Origin of the sequence: Vreelandella aquamarina, assembly GCF_900110265.1 — a bacterium.
GTDB classification, from domain to species: Bacteria; Pseudomonadota; Gammaproteobacteria; order Pseudomonadales; family Halomonadaceae; genus Vreelandella; species Vreelandella aquamarina.
In genome coordinates, this window is the sequence record NZ_FODB01000008.1 from 65,719 (window position 1) to 83,378 (window position 17,660).

18 protein-coding genes and 1 tRNA gene are annotated in these 17,660 nt (G+C 58.7%); 4 read left to right on the top strand and 15 right to left on the bottom strand.

Translation table 11 applies throughout. The features are described 5' to 3' along the window. Window positions 1-5: 5 nt before the first annotated feature. The 3 genes from BMY49_RS03735 to BMY49_RS03745 all read right to left on the bottom strand — a co-directional run bounded on the left by BMY49_RS03735 (window position 6) and on the right by BMY49_RS03745 (window position 2,469). Window positions 6-1,370, bottom strand: a complete 1,365-nt coding sequence (locus tag BMY49_RS03735; RefSeq protein ID WP_089674892.1) for a sensor histidine kinase — start codon at window positions 1,368-1,370, stop codon at window positions 6-8. Beyond that, entirely contained in the window at window positions 1,367-2,041 is a 675-nt protein-coding gene (locus BMY49_RS03740; protein ID WP_062360506.1) for a winged helix-turn-helix domain-containing protein, read from the bottom strand. Before BMY49_RS03740 ends, BMY49_RS03735 begins: the two co-directional genes overlap by 4 nt. Before the next feature lie 62 nt (window positions 2,042-2,103). Further along, window positions 2,104-2,469 (bottom strand): PepSY domain-containing protein, encoded by a 366-nt coding sequence (locus BMY49_RS03745; RefSeq protein ID WP_044628766.1) that lies wholly within the window; start codon window positions 2,467-2,469, stop codon window positions 2,104-2,106. A 157-nt stretch (window positions 2,470-2,626) separates the two neighbouring features. Here BMY49_RS03745 and BMY49_RS03750 point away from each other — a divergent pair, with 157 nt between their 5' ends. Then, window positions 2,627-3,103, top strand: a complete 477-nt coding sequence (locus tag BMY49_RS03750; RefSeq protein ID WP_044628767.1) for a PepSY domain-containing protein — start codon at window positions 2,627-2,629, stop codon at window positions 3,101-3,103. Between the two features lie 216 nt (window positions 3,104-3,319). Next, complete coding sequence (locus BMY49_RS03755) at window positions 3,320-4,351, top strand: DUF1853 family protein (protein WP_062360502.1); 1,032 nt, start codon at window positions 3,320-3,322, stop codon at window positions 4,349-4,351. 8 nt (window positions 4,352-4,359) lie between these two features. On the opposite strand, the gene proB is transcribed toward BMY49_RS03755, so the two are convergent. From proB to rplU, 4 genes are all read right to left on the bottom strand, one after another. Then, window positions 4,360-5,520 (bottom strand): glutamate 5-kinase, encoded by a 1,161-nt coding sequence (proB, locus tag BMY49_RS03760; RefSeq protein ID WP_232068304.1) that lies wholly within the window; start codon window positions 5,518-5,520, stop codon window positions 4,360-4,362. Window positions 5,521-5,559: 39 nt separating this feature from the next. Continuing rightward, window positions 5,560-6,750 carry an Obg family GTPase CgtA gene (gene cgtA / locus BMY49_RS03765; protein WP_089674895.1) on the bottom strand — a complete coding sequence of 397 codons (1,191 nt, stop codon included), beginning with the start codon at window positions 6,748-6,750 and terminating at the stop codon, window positions 5,560-5,562. A gap of 169 nt (window positions 6,751-6,919) precedes the next feature. After that, complete coding sequence (gene rpmA / locus BMY49_RS03770; RefSeq protein ID WP_030071394.1) at window positions 6,920-7,177, bottom strand: 50S ribosomal protein L27; 258 nt, start codon at window positions 7,175-7,177, stop codon at window positions 6,920-6,922. A gap of 30 nt (window positions 7,178-7,207) precedes the next feature. Beyond that, on the bottom strand, window positions 7,208-7,519 hold the full coding sequence (gene rplU / locus BMY49_RS03775; RefSeq protein ID WP_016915863.1) for a 50S ribosomal protein L21: 312 nt from the start codon (window positions 7,517-7,519) through the stop codon (window positions 7,208-7,210). Window positions 7,520-7,812: 293 nt separating this feature from the next. On the opposite strand from rplU, the gene ispB reads away from it, so the two are divergent. Both ispB and BMY49_RS03785 read left to right on the top strand, forming a co-directional pair. Next, the gene (gene ispB / locus BMY49_RS03780) at window positions 7,813-8,817 is read left to right on the top strand and encodes an octaprenyl diphosphate synthase (RefSeq protein ID WP_062360498.1); all 1,005 of its coding nucleotides are present in this window, start codon (window positions 7,813-7,815) and stop codon (window positions 8,815-8,817) included. Between the two features lie 111 nt (window positions 8,818-8,928). Continuing rightward, a tRNA-Pro gene (locus BMY49_RS03785) sits at window positions 8,929-9,005 on the top strand. A 63-nt stretch (window positions 9,006-9,068) separates the two neighbouring features. Here BMY49_RS03785 and BMY49_RS03790 read toward each other — a convergent pair. The 8 genes from BMY49_RS03790 to BMY49_RS03825 form a co-directional block, all read right to left on the bottom strand. Next, window positions 9,069-9,848 carry a sulfite exporter TauE/SafE family protein gene (locus BMY49_RS03790; RefSeq protein ID WP_054641746.1) on the bottom strand — a complete coding sequence of 260 codons (780 nt, stop codon included), beginning with the start codon at window positions 9,846-9,848 and terminating at the stop codon, window positions 9,069-9,071. A gap of 31 nt (window positions 9,849-9,879) precedes the next feature. After that, window positions 9,880-12,141, bottom strand: a complete 2,262-nt coding sequence (locus BMY49_RS03795) for an ATP-dependent DNA helicase (protein WP_089674908.1) — start codon at window positions 12,139-12,141, stop codon at window positions 9,880-9,882. Further along, the gene (locus BMY49_RS03800) at window positions 12,138-13,817 is read right to left on the bottom strand and encodes a VRR-NUC domain-containing protein (protein WP_089674897.1); all 1,680 of its coding nucleotides are present in this window, start codon (window positions 13,815-13,817) and stop codon (window positions 12,138-12,140) included. The genes BMY49_RS03795 and BMY49_RS03800 overlap by 4 nt, the downstream gene beginning before the upstream one ends. Before the next feature lie 32 nt (window positions 13,818-13,849). After that, the gene (locus tag BMY49_RS03805; RefSeq protein WP_074211161.1) at window positions 13,850-14,236 is read right to left on the bottom strand and encodes a hypothetical protein; all 387 of its coding nucleotides are present in this window, start codon (window positions 14,234-14,236) and stop codon (window positions 13,850-13,852) included. A 109-nt stretch (window positions 14,237-14,345) separates the two neighbouring features. Further along, on the bottom strand, window positions 14,346-15,389 hold the full coding sequence (locus BMY49_RS03810; protein ID WP_062372969.1) for a histone deacetylase family protein: 1,044 nt from the start codon (window positions 15,387-15,389) through the stop codon (window positions 14,346-14,348). Window positions 15,390-15,402: 13 nt separating this feature from the next. After that, window positions 15,403-15,675, bottom strand: a complete 273-nt coding sequence (locus tag BMY49_RS03815) for a GIY-YIG nuclease family protein (protein ID WP_054641749.1) — start codon at window positions 15,673-15,675, stop codon at window positions 15,403-15,405. Window positions 15,676-15,684: 9 nt separating this feature from the next. After that, window positions 15,685-17,178 carry a putative bifunctional diguanylate cyclase/phosphodiesterase gene (locus BMY49_RS03820; protein WP_244154908.1) on the bottom strand — a complete coding sequence of 498 codons (1,494 nt, stop codon included), beginning with the start codon at window positions 17,176-17,178 and terminating at the stop codon, window positions 15,685-15,687. 32 nt (window positions 17,179-17,210) lie between these two features. Continuing rightward, window positions 17,211-17,660, bottom strand: a 450-nt coding sequence (locus tag BMY49_RS03825) for an RNA-guided endonuclease InsQ/TnpB family protein (RefSeq protein ID WP_143058109.1), incomplete at its 5' end; no start/stop codon positions are given.

The window sequence follows — 17,660 nt, forward strand, 5'->3', positions numbered from 1 at the left end:
GATCATTAAGTAGCGACCACAGGCAGTTCAATGACTACCTCTAAACCGCCAGACTCGGCGCGCTGTAGGCGCATCTGGCCATGATAAAGTGTGACAAGGTCAGTGACGATGGCTAATCCCAATCCGCTGCCTGAACGCTGCTCATCCAGCCGCTTGCCGCGCTGGACAGCGGCTTGACACTCTTGCGGCGTCATACCGGGGCCGTCGTCGCTGACAACCAGCAACAGCATCTCGCTTTGAGCCTGCAAGCGGATATGCACATCGCTTTTGCCCCAGCGCAGGGCGTTGTCCAGTAGATTACCCACCATCTCCTGCAGGTCCTGACCGTCCATATGCACCCGCACGCCGCTATCCACGGTTTGGCGCAGGGTAATATGGCGGCGCTGCGCTAGCCGGGCAAGCCCGGTGATGAGCGGGGCCAGTGTGCCTTGGAGGGCCACCGGAGCAAAGCGTACTCCCTCGCCCGCAGCGGAAGCCCGCGCCAAGTGATGGCGCACGGCGCTATCGATACGCGACAGCTCGGCCTCCCAGGTATCGCGACTCTCGCCCGGTAGCTGCTTGGCCAACAGCCGCATCACGCTAATCGGCGTTTTTAGGGCGTGGGCCAAGTTGCCTGCCGTGTGACGACCCCGTTCGATGAGCCGCTGGTCGCGAGCCAGCACGGCGTTCATGGATGTAGCCAGTGTGGCCAGCTCGTCGGGTAAACGAGTTTCTAACTGCTCTGTTCGCCCCTGCTCCACCTCGCGCAGATTAGCATTCATACGCCGCAGCGGCGCTAACCCCCAGCGTACCTGAAGCGCCAGTACGCCCAGTAGCAGCGCCCCTAGGCCCAGCAGGCCCAGCCACAGCATCTGCTGAAACTCCTGAATATCTTCGCGTAAATCATCGTCCCGCGCAGCCACGCTCACGTGCAGCGGTGTTTCTAAAGGCGCTAGATAAATATCGCGTTCAACGACACGTAACTGCTGTCCCCTTGGGCCTGGTAACGTGCGGGCGGTCACTCGCTCACTCTCCAGTACCGGCAAGCGCTGATCCCATAACGAGCGCGACGTGACCGAGTGGTTCGCATCGTCGGTAATCTGCCAATACCAACCCGAATACACATGATCGAAACGGGGATCACCCAGCGCGCGCTCGTAGTTGAGCTGCCCGGCCAGCGGGTCGTAAGTGACCCCGGCAATCACTACGTTGAGGGTCGCTTCCAGCCGTTCATCAAACGCATTGACCGCCGCAGTGCGGTAATGGTGGGCCAATAACCAACCAGCAACCGGCAGCGCCAGCAGCACCATGAGCAGCACCGCCAACAGCAGGCGTAGATTGATAGAGCGGCTAGCCCAGCGCTGACTCCAAGAGACCACATTAGCGTTCATGAATCGCTCGGTTCATCGGCTAACAGGCGATACCCCTGACCGCGCAGCGTGGCAATGCGCCACGCGCCTAGCTTGCGCCGCAACCGACTGACCTGAACATCAATGACGTTGGAGTCGGGCTCGTGGTCACGGTCGTAAACGTGCTCAGACAGCTCGCTACGGCTGACCACTCTGGGCGCAGCATGCATTAAGTAGCTTAATAGGCGGGTTTCCTGAGCAGTTAAGCTCACGGGACGCCCCACCAAAGTGACATGTTGGGTGTGAGTATCCAGGCTAAGCTCGCCCACTTTAAGCACCGGGTGCGCATGGCCATGGGTACGGCGCACCAATGCCTGCAGGCGAAACAGCACTTCGGCGGGTTCGAAGGGTTTGGTGACGTAGTCATCGGCACCCGCGGTAAAGCCAGCGGCTTTATCGGCCCAGCGTTCACGGGCCGTTAAGATCAGTACCGGCAGATCAATACCATCTTCCCGCCAAGAAGAGAGCCAGCGAGTGCCATCGCCATCGGGCAGGCCAATATCCAAAATGACCGTATCGTACGCCTCTGTGCGCACCAAAAAATCTGCTTCCTGGCCGTTTTCCGCCAGCTCAACGATCCAGTCACCATCTTGCAACGCTTGACTCAGCTCACGGGCAAGCGCCTGGTCATCCTCTACCAGTAAACACTTCATCAAAAACCCCTTATCAATAAACCCAATGGAGGCAGGAAGATGGGGGACCGCAGGCAAACGTCTTAACGCTGCATCTCGCGGATGCGCACGCCCTCTATTTGCATAAGCTGGCCACTGTGACCGTCGAACTCAAACTCCACCACCTGCCCTTGGGGGCCTAGCAGCTTGATTTCATACTCGACCAGCCCATCATCGCGCTCGATTTCAACCTCCAACACGTCGCCGATGTAGTGGGCGTCGAGCCAGTCGAGAATGGTATCAAGGGGAACCACGTCGCCTCGCCGCACTTCGCTGTGCAGGGCCTCCCAGTGCTGGTCACCGGTCGCACTACCCATCAATACGAGGACCAGCGCCAATACCAGCCCGCCCTTATAGGGGAGCCGTTGCCAGGAGCGCTGCTTAATAGAGAGAAGAGACGTCATTTTCATAACAGTAGGATGCCAAAGGCAACATGAACGCTAGATGAACGGCTTTGTCAGGTTAAGGAAAGAACCCCGGTGATATAAATACCCTGTCGCATTCGCTAACTGACCTTCGTTAGGCATCATCCGGCAATGCATTCACTAAGCAAAGAAGGAATTTGATATGAACGCTATGAAAAAAATGCTGCTGATCCCAACTTCTGCTCTTCTGCTTGCCGCTGCTGCAGGTAGCGCCCAAGCAGACACTCAGCCGATGGACCGGATCGATGACATTCTAACCTACGCCGCCGACTACGGGTTCAGCCACATCGAAGAGATCAATGTTGATGACCGTGGCCGTGTAGAATTAGAAGGCTGGTTAGACGATGAGTGGTACGCCGATGTGGACTTCTCCATGGATAACGGCGACACCCTGCAAGAAGAGCGTAAGCGCCTGATTACCGGAGCCTGGGGCATGAGCGAAGATGACGTGCGCCAAGCACTCAATGCTGCCAGCCAGGAAGGTATGACCGAATTTGAAAGCATCGATATCGATAAAAGCGGCATCATCGATGTTGAAGGCCGCGAGCAAAACGGCCGCGAGCTGGAACTGAGCCTGCGCCAGGGTTCTTTTGAAGTCACCCAGATGGATCGCGACTAATCGCATTCGCGTCTTGTACATCTAGCCGTACATTCTGTTAGTACGCTCTGTTAAGACACTCTATTCATACACTCTCTGCGGCGGGCCTTCGGGCTCGCCGCTTTTTTGTACCTACGCATTCACTAGGATTTGATTGGCATCCCACATGAATGTCGTTAGCGTAGCCACAGGCGGTTAGCACAGCCGCCTCTCAAGCTAGCGAATAGGAGAGACTTTTTGACGACCTCCGCCGAAGGTGTCAGCGACGCGATACGCCATACAGTGCTGCGCGATCTCGCTTGGCTGTTAGCAACCCCCGATTTAGTCACCCTTGGCGCTTATCCTGGGAGGCCCACAGGCTTAACGCTGGGCCTTGCAGACAATCACCATGCATGGCTGACCGCTCTACTGCCCGGCGTTGAGGCGCTGAATGGCAAGCTAGCGACGCGCATGGGCCACTACCATGAGCGGCTGTGGCAGCTGTTACTGGATAACGCCCCTAATACCCGCCTGCTGGCCAATAATCTGCGTATTACTCAACGCCGCACAACGCTGGGCGAGCTGGATATGCTTTATCGCACGCGGACAAACCCAGTGCCGGTGCATTTGGAAGTAGCGATCAAGTTCTATCTTGGTCTTCCCGACGGGCCAGGCGAAGCCAACAGCCAAAGCCGCTGGATTGGCCCCGGTGGTTTGGACAGTTTGGCCTTGAAGTGCAGTCACCTGCTCCATCATCAGCTACCGCTCTCCCGTACTCGCACGGCGCAGGCGAATATTGCTCACTGGTTAACGCCCAGAGATACGGGCGAAGCGACCACGCTAAGCAACCTGCTGACCCAGCAGCTTGCCATGCCCGGCGTGCTGTTTTATCCATGGCAGCCCAACTTGCCACCACCTGTCGGGGCAACGGCCGAGCATCGGCGGGGGTGGTGGTGCCATCAATACGACTGGCCTAGCGTGGCCGAACGCTACAGCACGGCGCTAAAAGTCGCGTGGCTAGCAAAGCCCCACTGGTTAGCGCCGCCATCGCTCGACGCGTTTGGCAACGCCAATGAGCGGATGGAGGCCGTGATGGCACAGGTAAACCGCTACGGGCCGCAGCAAGTGATGCTGTACGACCCGAAGGGAGAAGAGAACTGCTGGGAAGAGAACTACTGGGAAAAGAGTTGCCAGGAAAATAGTGGCCAGGAGAGACCGCTAACGCGGCTGATGGTGGTACCCAATGACTGGCCGCGCCAGGTACCGCTACCGCCGAAGCGGCGTGGCTAACCCGCCGTTTAAACCACTACCAAGTTGTCGCGGTGGATCAGTTCGTGGGCTTCCACGTAACCAAGGATGGCTTCGATCTGGTGGCTTGGCTGGCCCGCTAGCTGGCGAGCTTCGTCGGCCCCGTAGTTGACCAAGCCCTTGGCCACGCGAGTGCCCTGCTCATCCACACACAGCACCATGTCGCCGCGCTTAAAACTGCCCTGCACGTCACGCACGCCAACGGCCAGCAGGCTAGAGCCTTTACCACGCAGCACGTTGACCGCGCCCGCATCCAGCACCAGCGTACCGCGCACCTGAAGCTGACCCGCTAGCCAGCGCTTGCGCGCTGCCATAGGGGCTTGATCCGGGCGCAGCAGCGTGCCGAGTGCTTCACCGTTCATTACCCGAGTAATTACCTCCGGCTGGCGACCACTGGCAATCACAGTTACCGCGCCGGAACGCGCCGCGAGCTGGGCAGCGCGCACTTTGGTGCTCATCCCCCCCCGGCCCAACGCCCCGCCGCTGCCTGCCACGGCGGCCAAGCGTGGGTCGTCAGCACGCCCCTCAGCAATCAGCGTGGCATCAGGGTTATGGCGGGGGTCGGCATCGAACAGGCCTTCCTGGTCGGTGAGCAGCAGTAGCGCATCGGCTTCCAGCAGATTCGCCACCAGCGCGCCGAGGGTGTCGTTATCGCCAAAACGGATCTCGTCGGTGACGACGGTATCGTTTTCGTTGATCACCGGTACCACGCGCATCTCGACAAGCGTGCGCAATGCCGAGAGCGCGTTCAGGTAGCGCTTGCGGTTAGAGAGGTCGTCGTGGGTGAGCAGAATCTGCGCGGTGAGCATGCCGTGGCGCGCAAAGTGCTGCTCGTAGCACTGAGTCAGGCCATTTTGGCCCACGGCGGCGGCCGCCTGCAGCTCGTGCACGGCGCTGGGGCGTGCCTGCCAGCCCAGGCGCACCATGCCAGCTGCCACCGCACCGGAGGAGACCAGCACCACCTCTTTACCCTGCTGATGCAGGGCGGCAATTTGATCCACCCAGCCGCCAATGGCCGCTTCGTCCAGCCCACGACCATCATTAGTGAGCAGCGCGCTGCCAATTTTGACCACTACCCGGCGGGCGCTACTCAGCGCCTCACGGCCCGGCAACTGCTCGTTGCTTTCCACGTCGCGACTCTCCCACTCCATTGCGCTCACGCGATTTATCCTAGCTAGTACGCCGCTGGCTTACGGGGCGTACTCCACTTCGACATCGTAATCATCGTCGTCGAAATCGTCATCGTCTTCTTCATCATCGCGCTTACGACGACGGCCAAGGCGGGCTTCGGTACGGGCCACCGACTCCTCTTCCATGCGACGGCGCATCTCCTGCTCGCGGGCATGGGCCTCTTCGTCTTCGTTTTCCAGACGCTGCTGCTCGGTGAGCCAGCGGTAAGCGGCTTGCACCAGCTTATCGGTGCCTTCACTGCTGATCGCCGAAATACGGAAGACGGGGCCATCCCAGTTCAGCGCATCAATGATCGCCTGGGCGCGCGCCTCGCGCTCCTCTTCTGGCAGCAGGTCGAACTTATTCAGCACCAGCCAGCGGGGCCGCTCGGAGAGCGCCGGAGAGAACTGACCAAGCTCGTGAATAATCGCCTGCGCGGCTTCCACCGGGTCGGACTCATCAAACGGCGCCACATCAACCACGTGGAACAGCAGCCGCGTGCGGGTCAGGTGCTTCAAGAAGCGCAGCCCCAGGCCAGCACCGTCGGAGGCACCTTCAATCAGCCCCGGTACGTCGGCCATTACAAAGTGCTCATGCATCCCCAGCTTCACCACGCCCAGGTTTGGCACCAGGGTGGTGAACGGGTAGTTGGCCACTTTGGGCTTGGCCGCAGAGACCGAACGAATCAGCGTCGACTTACCGGCGTTGGGCATGCCTAGCAAGCCCACATCCGCCATCACTTTCATTTCCAGGCGCAGGTTACGACGGTCGCCTTCGGTGCCCGGCGTGGTGCGCCGCGGCGCACGGTTGGTAGAGGATTTGAAGTGAATGTTACCCAACCCACGGCGGCCGCCTTCTGCTACCAGCACGACCTGACCAATTTCGGTCACATCGGCAATCACCTCAAGGGTGTCTTCATCAATCACCGTGGTGCCTACCGGCACTTTGACGTGCAGGTCTTCACCAGCTTTACCGCTCATCTGGCGGCCCATGCCGCCTTGCCCATTTTCAGCTTTGTAGAAGCGCTGAAACTTGAAATCAATCAAGGTGTTGAGCGAGTCATCACCAATCAGGTAAACGCTGCCACCGTGGCCGCCATCACCACCATCGGGGCCACCCTTGGGCACATATTTCTCGCGGCGAAAGCTCAGACAGCCATTGCCGCCTTTACCTGCCTCAACAATAATCGAGGCTTCATCGACGAACTGCATTGGATTCTCCCGGCCGCTTCCGCCGCCCTCACTGCACTATCCCCACCCGCCTCATGCGGGCAAAAGGGATCGAAAGACAAAAAAGCCCCGCCATGGCGGGGCTTTTCTTTCGTCATCTTCGCACTGCGTAAGTCATACCAACCAACTTACTCAAAGCAACCGAGGTTGCTTAGGCAGAAACGATGCTGACGAATTTACGGTTGTTCGGACCTTTGGTCTCGAACTTCACGAAGCCGTCGTTCAGAGCGAACAGCGTGTGATCACGACCCAGGCCAACGCCAGTGCCTGCGTGGAAACGAGTGCCACGCTGACGAACGATGATGTTACCTGCGGTTGCCGCTTGGCCACCGAAGAGTTTCACACCAAGGCGTTTGGATTCGGAATCGCGACCGTTACGCGTGGAGCCGGCTGCCTTTTTATGTGCCATTGCAAAATCCTCCTAAAGGGAATTGGCTGCTTACGCAGAAATTCCGGTAATTTTGACTTCAGTGAACCACTGACGGTGGCCCTGACGCTTCATGTGGTGCTTCCGGCGACGGAATTTGATGATCGTCACTTTATCGCCACGGCCGTGGGAAACGATTTCAGCGGAAACTTTGGCACCGCTAATGAAAGGTGCGCCAATGTTTACGTCATCGCCGTCTGCAACCAGCAGCACTTCATCAAACTCAATCGTTTCGCCGGTAGCGACTTCGATTTTCTCGAGCTTGAGGGTTTGACCTTCTTGAACGCGGTACTGTTTACCACCGCTTTTAATAACTGCGTACATGTCGCTCTCCGGACTTGTCGTTAATGCCGGTTACGCCCCGCGTAACCAACGCTCATCGCCTTCCGCTCTTATCGACCTGCTGCGAGTGGCGCCTCTTTTGGCAGCCATCTGACAGGGAGCATGATGAGTGGGTCGCGGATTATAACGACTATCGCTTCATACCACAAGGCCACCGGGGCTTGTCAATCTTCCAAACGCCGGCCTGGGCCTGCTTAGCGCGGCTATGCCTTGACGCCTTACAGGCAGCCCCATAGCATGAGCTCCACTCTTACCTGCCGCGATGAACGGAACCCATGACAGCCAACGTCTCCTCAATCCCGCCTGCCAGCCCTTCGCCTTCACCGCTGCACGCCGTGGTGGCCGACGATTTTGAGGCCGTCAACCGCACCATTGTGACGCAGTTGAATTCTCGCGTGCCGCTGGTGGAAACCATCGGCCAGTACATCATCGAAAGCGGCGGTAAACGCCTGCGCCCGCTGCTGGTACTGTTGGCAGCCCGCTCGTTGGGCTACGAGGGCGACAAGCACATCACCCTCGCCACGCTGATCGAGTTTATGCATACCTCCACTCTGTTACACGACGACGTGGTGGATGAGTCGCACATGCGCCGGGGCAAAAAAACCGCCAACGACGCCTGGGGCAATGCGCCTTCCGTGCTGGTGGGTGATTTCCTCTACTCCCGCTCGTTCCAGATGATGGTGGACGTAGGCTCCATGCGCATCATGGCGATCCTATCCGGTGCCACCTGCGTGATCGCAGAAGGTGAAGTGCTGCAGTTGACCAACATTGGCAACCCCAGTATTTCCGAGGCGGATTACTTCGAGACCATCCAGGGTAAAACCGCGATGCTGTTTGAAGCCGCCTCCCACAGCGGCGCGGTGCTCGCCGAAGCTACGCCGGAGCAGGAGCGCGCCCTGCAGCATTACGGCCGCTACCTGGGTCTCGCTTTCCAACTGATTGACGACTTGCTGGACTATCAAGGCGACGCCGAGGCAATGGGCAAAAACGTTGGCGACGACTTGGCCGAAGGCAAGCCCACGCTACCGCTCATTCACGCCATGGAGCGCGGCACTCCTGAGCAAGCCAAGCTGATTCGTCAGGTGATTCGCAAAGGCGGTCTTGAACAGCTAGACGACGTACTGGCGATTATTCACGACACCGGGGCGCTGGCGTACACCCGCGTACGGGCAGAAGAGATGGCGGATAAAGCGCTAGCCGAACTGGATGCCCTGCCCCCTAGCCCTTATCGCGATAGCATGGCTCAACTTGCCCGCTTAGCCGTAGATCGCCAAGCGTAACCGACAACGCTTTTCGCGTTGTACAAAGAAAGGGCGTGAAAAAAGAGGCTTGAAAAAAGCCCTTCGCCTGCGTATGATTCGTCCCGTTGTTGAGCACGCCTCAGCAACTTTCGGAATATAGCTCAGCTTGGTAGAGCGCTGCCTTCGGGAGGCAGAGGTCGTAGGTTCGAATCCTGCTATTCCGACCAAGAATTCAATGAAAACGGCCACTTAGCTTTTAGAGCAAGTGGCCGTTTTTGTTTGTGTGCAAGTTACCCCGGCGGGTGAATCAGCCCTACCACACTGACCACAATCAGCACTGCGCCCAATACGCGAAAAAACAGCCCCGTATCGGCATTAAGCAAGTAGCGGTGGGCTTTTTCACCAAGCAAGTGGCCGATAAAGGCACAGGGCAGCAGCCACAGTTGATGAATGAGCTGTAGGTCAACGTCCGCAATCACAAACGACACCATTTTGATCACGACCAAAATAAACCACAGCACAAACATGGTGTCGCGTAACTGCTCTTTCGCGACATGAGTGGCGAACACGGACACAATCAGCGGTGCGCCAATCAGCGACGTGCCGCTAACGTAGCCCCCCAGCCCCAGCAGTACATAATCCACGTACTTATTGTTACTTCTAAACGGCTTATTTAGCACATAGCCGATGGCGTAGATGATCACGATACCGAAGATAATACTGGTCATCACATTGGCGGGCAGGGTGAGCAACCCAACCACCCCCACCAGCTTGGGCACGATCATGATCTTGAGCGCTTTGCCTAAATAGCCCCAGTCGATGTTGCTCTGAACCGCAGCGCTGCTGCCCGCCTGCTGCAGCTGACGATGCCCATTCCAGGCAATCCAACTGGAAAAAATCAGCAGATGAATAGCAATAATCGGCAGGAACACCAATGGTTCGTTGACGACGAGCAGGAGAAACGGCAGCGCCAAGACCGCGCCACCAAAGCCAAGACTGGTGCGCACAAAACCGCTCCAGGCAAAGATAAGCCCAATCAGCACGTACTGATACCAAAGTAAATCTGCCATAGCGTTGATAGGTTTCCTTACAGTGATGGGATCAGACTAACTGCCACCAGCGCGGCAGCAGTGCGCGCACCTGGGCATGGGCAAAACGGTCATCCATTAATACCACAACCCCTTCATCGTCGGGGCTGCGGATCACTCGCCCAGCGGCCTGTATCACCTTGATCACCCCAGGAATACGGTAGGTATAGTCGCCTCCCCGGCCAAAGCGCGCCTGCAATCGGGCTTTCAGCGCTTCGTTAAAGTCGTTAAACGGCGGCAAGCCCAGTGTTGCCACAAAGGCACCGATCAATCGCTCACCGGGCAGGTCAATGCCCTCCGCGAAGGCACCACCCAACACGGCAAAACCGATGCCTTTACCGCCGGGGGCAAAGCGCGCCAAAAACGCCTCACGCTCAGGCTCCTGCATGCTGCGCGTTTGCGCGAAAACGGGAATCTCAGGGTGCGCCTGCTCGAATGCGTCCATCACCTGTTCGAGGTAAGCAAAACTGCTGAAAAACGCCAGGTAGTGCCCCGGCTTGTGCTGATAGTGCGCCGCCAGTGTCGCAACAATCGGAGGCACCGACGCCGTGCGCTGATGGTAACGGGTAGAGATATCGCTACGCACATGGACCTCTAGCTGCTGCGCCACGAAGGGAGATTCCACCTCGCGCCATACGCTGCACTCCGGTAACCCCAGTAAGTCGCGGTAGTAGTGAAACGGCGACAGCGTGGCGGAAAACAGCACCGTACAGTGGGCGCGCTTAAAGCGCGGGGCGAGAAAGTCCGCCGGAATCACATTGCGCAGCCCAAGCACTGCACTTCCCTTGCCTTGAATCTCCAAATCGCACAGCGAGTGGTCGCCGAACGATTCCGCCAAGCGGCAGAATGCAAGCGCTTCGAACAGCAGTTCCTGGAGTGCCTGATTCGCGCCGTCGGGGTGCTCCACGAGATAATCCGAGATAGCCCCGGCCAGGGTATGCAGTGCGCTCACCAGCTTGGTGGGCAGCGTTTCTAGCAAGTGGTAACGCCGCTCCGGCGCTTGGGCGGCCACCTCTTTATTGAGCGCCTGCCACTGCCTGCCTACGCGGGCCAGCGGCTTGGCTAAGGCGGACGGGGAGTGACGGCGCAGGAAGCTCAAGCGCTGTTGGGAGAGCGCGGCGCTGTACATGCCACGAGCACGGTCTACCAGGTTATGCGCCTCATCCACCAGCAGCCCCACTCGCCAGTCGTTGGCTTGAGCAAGCCCGTGCAGCAGCGCGTGGCTATCGAACCAGTGGTTTACATCCCCCACCGCCACATCGGCCCAGCGGGCCAGCTCCTGACCCAAATAGTAGGGGCAAACCTGATGCGCCAGCGCCACTTCGCGCAGCGCATCGCGCGTTAGCCAGCCTTTTTCCACCGCCGCTTGGCGGGCGGCAGGCAAACGGTCGTAAAACCCTTTTGCTAAAGGGCAGGTATCGCCCTGGCAGGCGGTGCCGGGGTATTCACAGGCTTTATCGCGGGCGACGAGTTCCAGCACCCGCAGCGGCTGGGCAGGAGCCTCTAGGCTCACCAAGGCGTCGAGCGCGAGGCGGCGGCCAGGCGTTTTCATAGTGAGAAAAGCGATGCGGTCGAGCCGCTGACGGGGCATCGCAGAGAGCATGGGAAACAGCGTGCCCAGGGTTTTGCCAATGCCGGTGGGCGCTTGGGCCAGCAGGCAGCGTCCGGTGCTGGCGGCTTTAAACACATCTTCGGCCAACGCCCGCTGCCCTGGACGAAAGTCCACGTGGGGAAAGGTCAGCGTGGCGAGCCACGCATCGCGGCACTCGCGGTGGGCGGCCTCCTGCTCGGCCCAGGCTAAAAAGCGCTGGCACTGGTCGGCAAAAAACGCCGCTAGCTCCTCGGCACGGGCATCAAGCGTCAGCCGGGTTTCCTGGCCGCTGGCAATATCCAGGTACACCAGCGCCAGCGTGATGTATGAAAGCCCGCGCTCAGCGCAGAGCAGCGCGCCGTATACCTTCACCTGGGCCCAATGCAGTGCGCGCTGGTTATCCGCCATGCGCGCTAGGCTGCTGCGATGGGTTTTGATCTCTTCAACGCAATTTGCCGCCACATCAAAGCCATCAGCGCGGCCCACCACGCGTAGCCCCTGATATTCGCCGGAGAGCGGTAATTCGGCCAGGTAGCCCGCTATGTTTTCCCGCCGTTTGGCCACCAGCGCGTGGCCTTCAATGCCCTCTTGGGCGCTGGGCGCGGGGGTAAAACGGTGGTCGAGGTCGCCTTGGCGTGCGGTGAAATCGCACAGCGTACGCACCGCGACCCGATAGCGGCTCATGAAGTTGGCTGCCAGCGCACGTGGCACACCTCGACCGGCATGTCGTGGCGGCAGAAGAAATCAATCCAGCGGCGCTGGTTATCCTGCAGACGGTCACCGGGGCCTTTCACTTCGATCATACGGTAGCGAGGCTTCCCGGCGGGCGCATCGGGCATTAGCTGAATAAGATCCGGCAGGCCTGCCCGATTGTGCTTTAGGTCACTCAGCAAGCGGGTAAAGCAGGCGTGCAGATGCGCGGCGGGCAGGCAGCTAAGCGCGGCTGTTAACAGCGGTTCGCTCAAAACACCCCAGTGCACAAACGGCGAGGTAATGCCCTGCTTGGCGTGCCAAGTCGCGCGCATCGTCTCACGGTAGCGCCCGTCGTCTAGCTGTGCCAGGCAGGCGTCGATCTCGGCTTGGCGCTGGCGAACGAAGTCCTCGCGGTACAAATCCGCAGGCCCACTATGAAACGGATGAAAAAACGCCCCCGGCAGCGGTTTGAAAATCGCTGGCCAGAGCAGCAGACCAAAAAGCCCGGTGATTAGGCAGTTTTCCACATAGAACACCGGAGTACTGGCGGTGGATAAGTGTTCGGCAACGGCGCGCTCTACCGATTGAGGGCCAGGAAGCTCCAGCACGTAGGTCGGGGCCTCGGCTGCTTTCACTACCTGGGGGGCGGGCTGGTTCAACTTGCGCGCCAAGCGCGGCAACAAGCGCCCAAGCGCTTGGGTTTCGCTCTCTCTCGCCTGCCCCAGCGCGGCCTGGGCCAGCTCGTAACCTTCCTGGTAACGGCCTAACCGCTCTAACACCCGCAGCCTACGAATGCGCGCCTCGCTGTTAGTCGATTCGGCGTACAACAAAAGCGCTTGTTCTGCTTCACCGCTGCGTTCCGCCGTTTGCCCCAGGGTCAGCAGCAGCCGCGAGCGGCGTGCGTCTAGCCAACGGTTGTTGGAGGCCGCGGGCACTTCTGTGGCCAGCTGTTCAGGCAGCTCACCGTTTTCTAGGCGTTCGCGCAGGTGGTGTAGTGCTAGGTAGGTGTCCACCTCGTCTCGATGCTGAAACGCCCGTGATTCGGCGGTCAGCGGCACTTGTTCAAAACGCTGCAAGCCAAGCTCGGTGAGCACGAACTCGGCCCAATCTTGGCGCAGGTTGCCAAAAAACATCAGCCGCAGACGGTCGCACAGCGCCATGACGTTGAGCCGCACGATGTGCGTTGTTGCGGCAGGCCACCACTGGCGCAGCGGTATTGAATCGGTAAGCACCGGCATTAACGCGGCTTGGAGCGCCGTTTTGGTGGCATTAGACGACAGCCCAGCGGCTCTGATAGGAGCTTGCAAGGCGTGGCGCAGCTCGCTTAAGCGCAGCAGCCGAAACACCTCCTCCCCACTTAACAGCGGCGCGTCATCCACCCAGCCAAGCGCCAGTAGCGGCGCCAACGCCTGATGGGTGTCGCCAATTTCAGGGTAGCTGAGCTTATCCACACGAAACAGCTCGCCTTTACGCATCACCATCCGCACTAATAGCGCTTGAGAAGCGCGAGGCAGCTGCGACCACTGCTGAAGAACGTGATGCTCATCGGCACTGAGTAAATCCCCGTGGCGCGCCTGCACCCACGCGACCAGGAAGCGAAAATTCGCTAAGTAGTAGACAGGATCATCAAGGGAGGCGGTCGCCGGAGCGGCAGAGGCACTGTTCATGCATCCATTGTAACAGCACGAACGTCCGTAGGTTAACCCACGCGGTGTTGGTAAAGCACTTCCAAGGCATCGTCAGCGGCTTGCTCGTCGGCTGTAGGCACTTCGGTAGGTTGCTCCATCACACGCGGGGTGGGCTTCGCCTGGGCAACGGGCTGGCGTCCGCCTACCAGCACGTACCACTCTGCTTCGGTCAGATAGTGCTGGCACCAGCGGCTTAAACCATCCGCTACCGTTTCGCGGCTGCGCTCACCGCCGCGAAACGCGGTCGCAAGATGAAGTAAATCCTGGCGGGCCGTGCGAGCACGGGCGTTGCCCCCGTGCACTTTAGAGAGCGGGCAGCGTCGGTCGTAGGCCGCGTTGGTGAGGGCATTTAGCCAACGCTCCACTTCATGTGCCTGAATACCGCCGTAAACTGCCACGCGCCGCTCCCCACGTTGAACGATAAGGTGAAAAAGAGATAACCGCCTACAGGATAGGCCAAAAAGGCATAAGACTGCCCGAATTTCGTGCAACTGTCACCTTAATGCCTTATTTCACGCCCTGCGTGACCTCCTCAAACCCTTGTAAGACGTTCACCACGTTGACCCCGATATCCTCAACGGCGTAGCCCCCTTCCATTAAAAACACGCAGGGTAGCCCAGCGGCCGCGAGACGTTGCCCAAGGGCAATAAAGTCGACGTGCTGAAAGGTAAACGCGCTGATCGGGTCACCTTCAAAAATATCCACACCCAGCGATACCACCAGCAATTCACACTCTGCTCTATGGATATGCGCCAGCGCCTCATCCAACGCGGCCATCCACGTCGCAACGGAGGTGCCCGGCGGCAGCGGGTAATTGATCGTGAAGCCTTCACCTACTCCTTCGCCGGTTTCGTCGGTGTAGCCCGAAAAGTAGGGGAAGGTCACGTCAGGGTCGCCGTGGAGCGAGGCGAACAGCACGTCGTCACGGCGATAGAAGATCTGCTGGGTGCCGTTACCGTGATGAAAATCCACGTCGAGAATCGCGACACGGCGCTTGCCAGCGTCCAGCGCGCGCTGGGCAGCGATGGCGGCATTATTAAAAAAGCAGTAGCCGCCAAATTGATCCACCGCTGCGTGGTGGCCCGGCGGACGGCACAGGCCGAAGGTCGGCTCGCCAGTGGCGAGGGTATGATCGATTGCCGCCAGCGCGGTATCTTTACTTGCCAAGGCAGCGGCAAAGGTGCCTTCCGTAATTGAGGTTTCAGCAGCAAGGGCGTAGTAGCCCAACTGGCCGCTCACCGACTGGGGAATACGGTCACCGCGCATCGTACGGGCTGGCCAGATATTGGGGATGGCCTCGCCCGCGTGGCCCGCCGCTTGCCATGCCTGCCAGCAGTTTTCCAAGAACGCGACGTAATCAGCATCGTGAACCGCCAGTACGGGCGCAAGGCCGTAGTCACTGGGCGAACGAACTTCAAACGCGGCTTTGCTCAAGGCAGCCAATACCAAATCCATCCGCTCGGGGCGCTCAAAGGGGGTAACTAAAGCGCCATCGTGGAGTTCGCTACGGGCTTGGCGCTGGCGGCTACCTTCGGAAAAAAACGTTAGCATGCGGTTTCCTTATTTATGCGTGATACGGCCAGTCAGCTGCCCAGCGACGCTTTTGGGCTGGGGTCTGCTGCTTTAACTGATACTCAGCACGGCTGGCAGCGGCACGGTCGGCAAAGGGTTGCGCGCCCAGAAGCGCCAGCGGCGGGTTTGCCCGGGTATAACGCGCGCCTTTACCCGCTGCATGGGCTTGGTAGCGTTTGGCGAGGTTGTTAGTAATCCCTACATAGGTACCGCGCCTACACTCAAGCAGGTACAAATACCATGGAGAAGTGGCTGTGTTTTCCATAGCGGCTCGTTAGCTGTTCGTAGAGGTAGACACTTCCTGTTCGGCCATTAAACGCTCAAGCTCTGCCAGCGGCATGGGTTTCGCTAGCCCAAAACCTTGGAATAAATCACAGCGGTACGCCAACAGTCGCTGATGCTGCTCGTTGGTTTCCACGCCTTCAGCCACCACATTAAGGCCTAGGTGATGAGCCATGGAGATCACCCCCTGCACAATAGCTGAATCACCGTCGCTGTTGGTGATCTCACTGATAAAACTGCGATCAATTTTGATCGTGCTGATCGGCAAGTGCTTGAGATAGCTCAAACTTGAGTAGCCAGTACCAAAGTCATCAATCGACACACTGACCTGCATAGTGTGTAACTCATTAAGAATATTGATTGCTGCGTCGGTATTATCCATCAGGATGCCTTCGGTCAACTCTAGGGCCAACTGCTCTGCTGGCAATCCAGTATCCAATAACGTTTGACGCAGCGTGGCTAGAAAGCTGTCACGGTGGAACTGCAAAGGCGAAAGATTCACCGCGACCCGCAGCTCCCCCAACCCGCTGCGCTGTAACTTGAGCATATCCTTACAGGCCCGCTGCAGCACCCATTCGCTGATGGGCATAATTTGCCCAGTAGCCTCCGCCAAGGAAATAAAGCGGGCAGGGGAAATATAACCTTTAATAGGGTGCGGCCAGCGCAGCAGCGCCTCCACGCTGTCGATTCGCCCATGCCGGTTAAACAGCGGCTGATAATGCAATTCAAAGCCTTGGTGGTCGATGGCTTCCTGCAGGTCGTTACGCAGGCTGACCCGCTCGTTGGCCACTTCGTTGATGTCGTGGCTGAACCACGCATAGGCGTTACGGCCTTGCTGCTTCGCTTTGTACATCGCCATATCCGCTTGCTGAATCAGGGTTTGCGGCTGGGGAGTATCGGGCTGGCTCATGGCAATACCCACGCTGGCGGTCAAATACAGCTCATGGCCAGCAATACAGTAAGGCTTAGCGAGCGCTGGCAATAAACGCTCCGCCACGTCAATCACTTGCCCTTTATCAACGATATTAGTAAGCAGTAGTACAAATTCATCGCCCCCTAGCCGGGCAACCGTATCCGCTTGCCGCAGGGCAGCATGCAGGCGCTTAGCGACCTCTATCAATACTTGGTCGCCCACTGCGTGCCCTAGCGTGTCATTGATTGGCTTGAAATCATCTAGATCTACAAACAACACGCTAATGCGCTCACCACTTTCTTGGGCATGGGCGAACCGTTGATGCAGCTTTTCTTCAAACTGCATACGGTTGGGTAAGCGAGTGAGGTCATCGTGGGTGGCATGATAAGCAAGGCGTGCCTCATAAGCTTTATGCTGTGAGATATCGTGCTGTACACCTACAAAGTGGGTGATATGCCCTTGGTCATCCCGCACTGGAGACACATATAAGTCGTTCCAGAACGGCGTGCCATCTTTGCGCTGACACTCCCCGCCCGCCGCGCTTCGCGCTTTGGGCGAGGGTTCTGAGATCACCCCCAGAACCTTCCTGCTTCCACACGCCTTCACTAGATAGCAGCTAGGCCGCTGCCCTCCGCTCCGGTCGCTCCACAGGCTAACCCCGCCAGCCCGGCGGTTTGTATATTCCTGGCCGCGTTGATGTCGCGGTCAATGGGATAGCCGCAGCTTTCGCAGTGCCAGTGACGTTGCGACAGCGGCAGTTTCTCAACCTTGTAGCCACAGCCATGACACCGCTTGCTGCTGGGGAACCACTGGCTCACTTTCACCAGTTGGCGCCCCGCCCAGGCGGCCTTGTATTCCAGTTGCCGGACGAACTCACCCCACCCGGCATCGCTAATGGATTTAGAAAGCCGTCTATTCTTGATCATACCAATGATATTAAGTGACTCGACGCACAGGACTTGGTTTTCGTTAATGAGTGCGCGGGTCGCTTTGTGGGTAGCGTCACGGCGACAGTCGGCGATCTTGGCATGTAGCCGTGCCACTTTCCGGCGGTG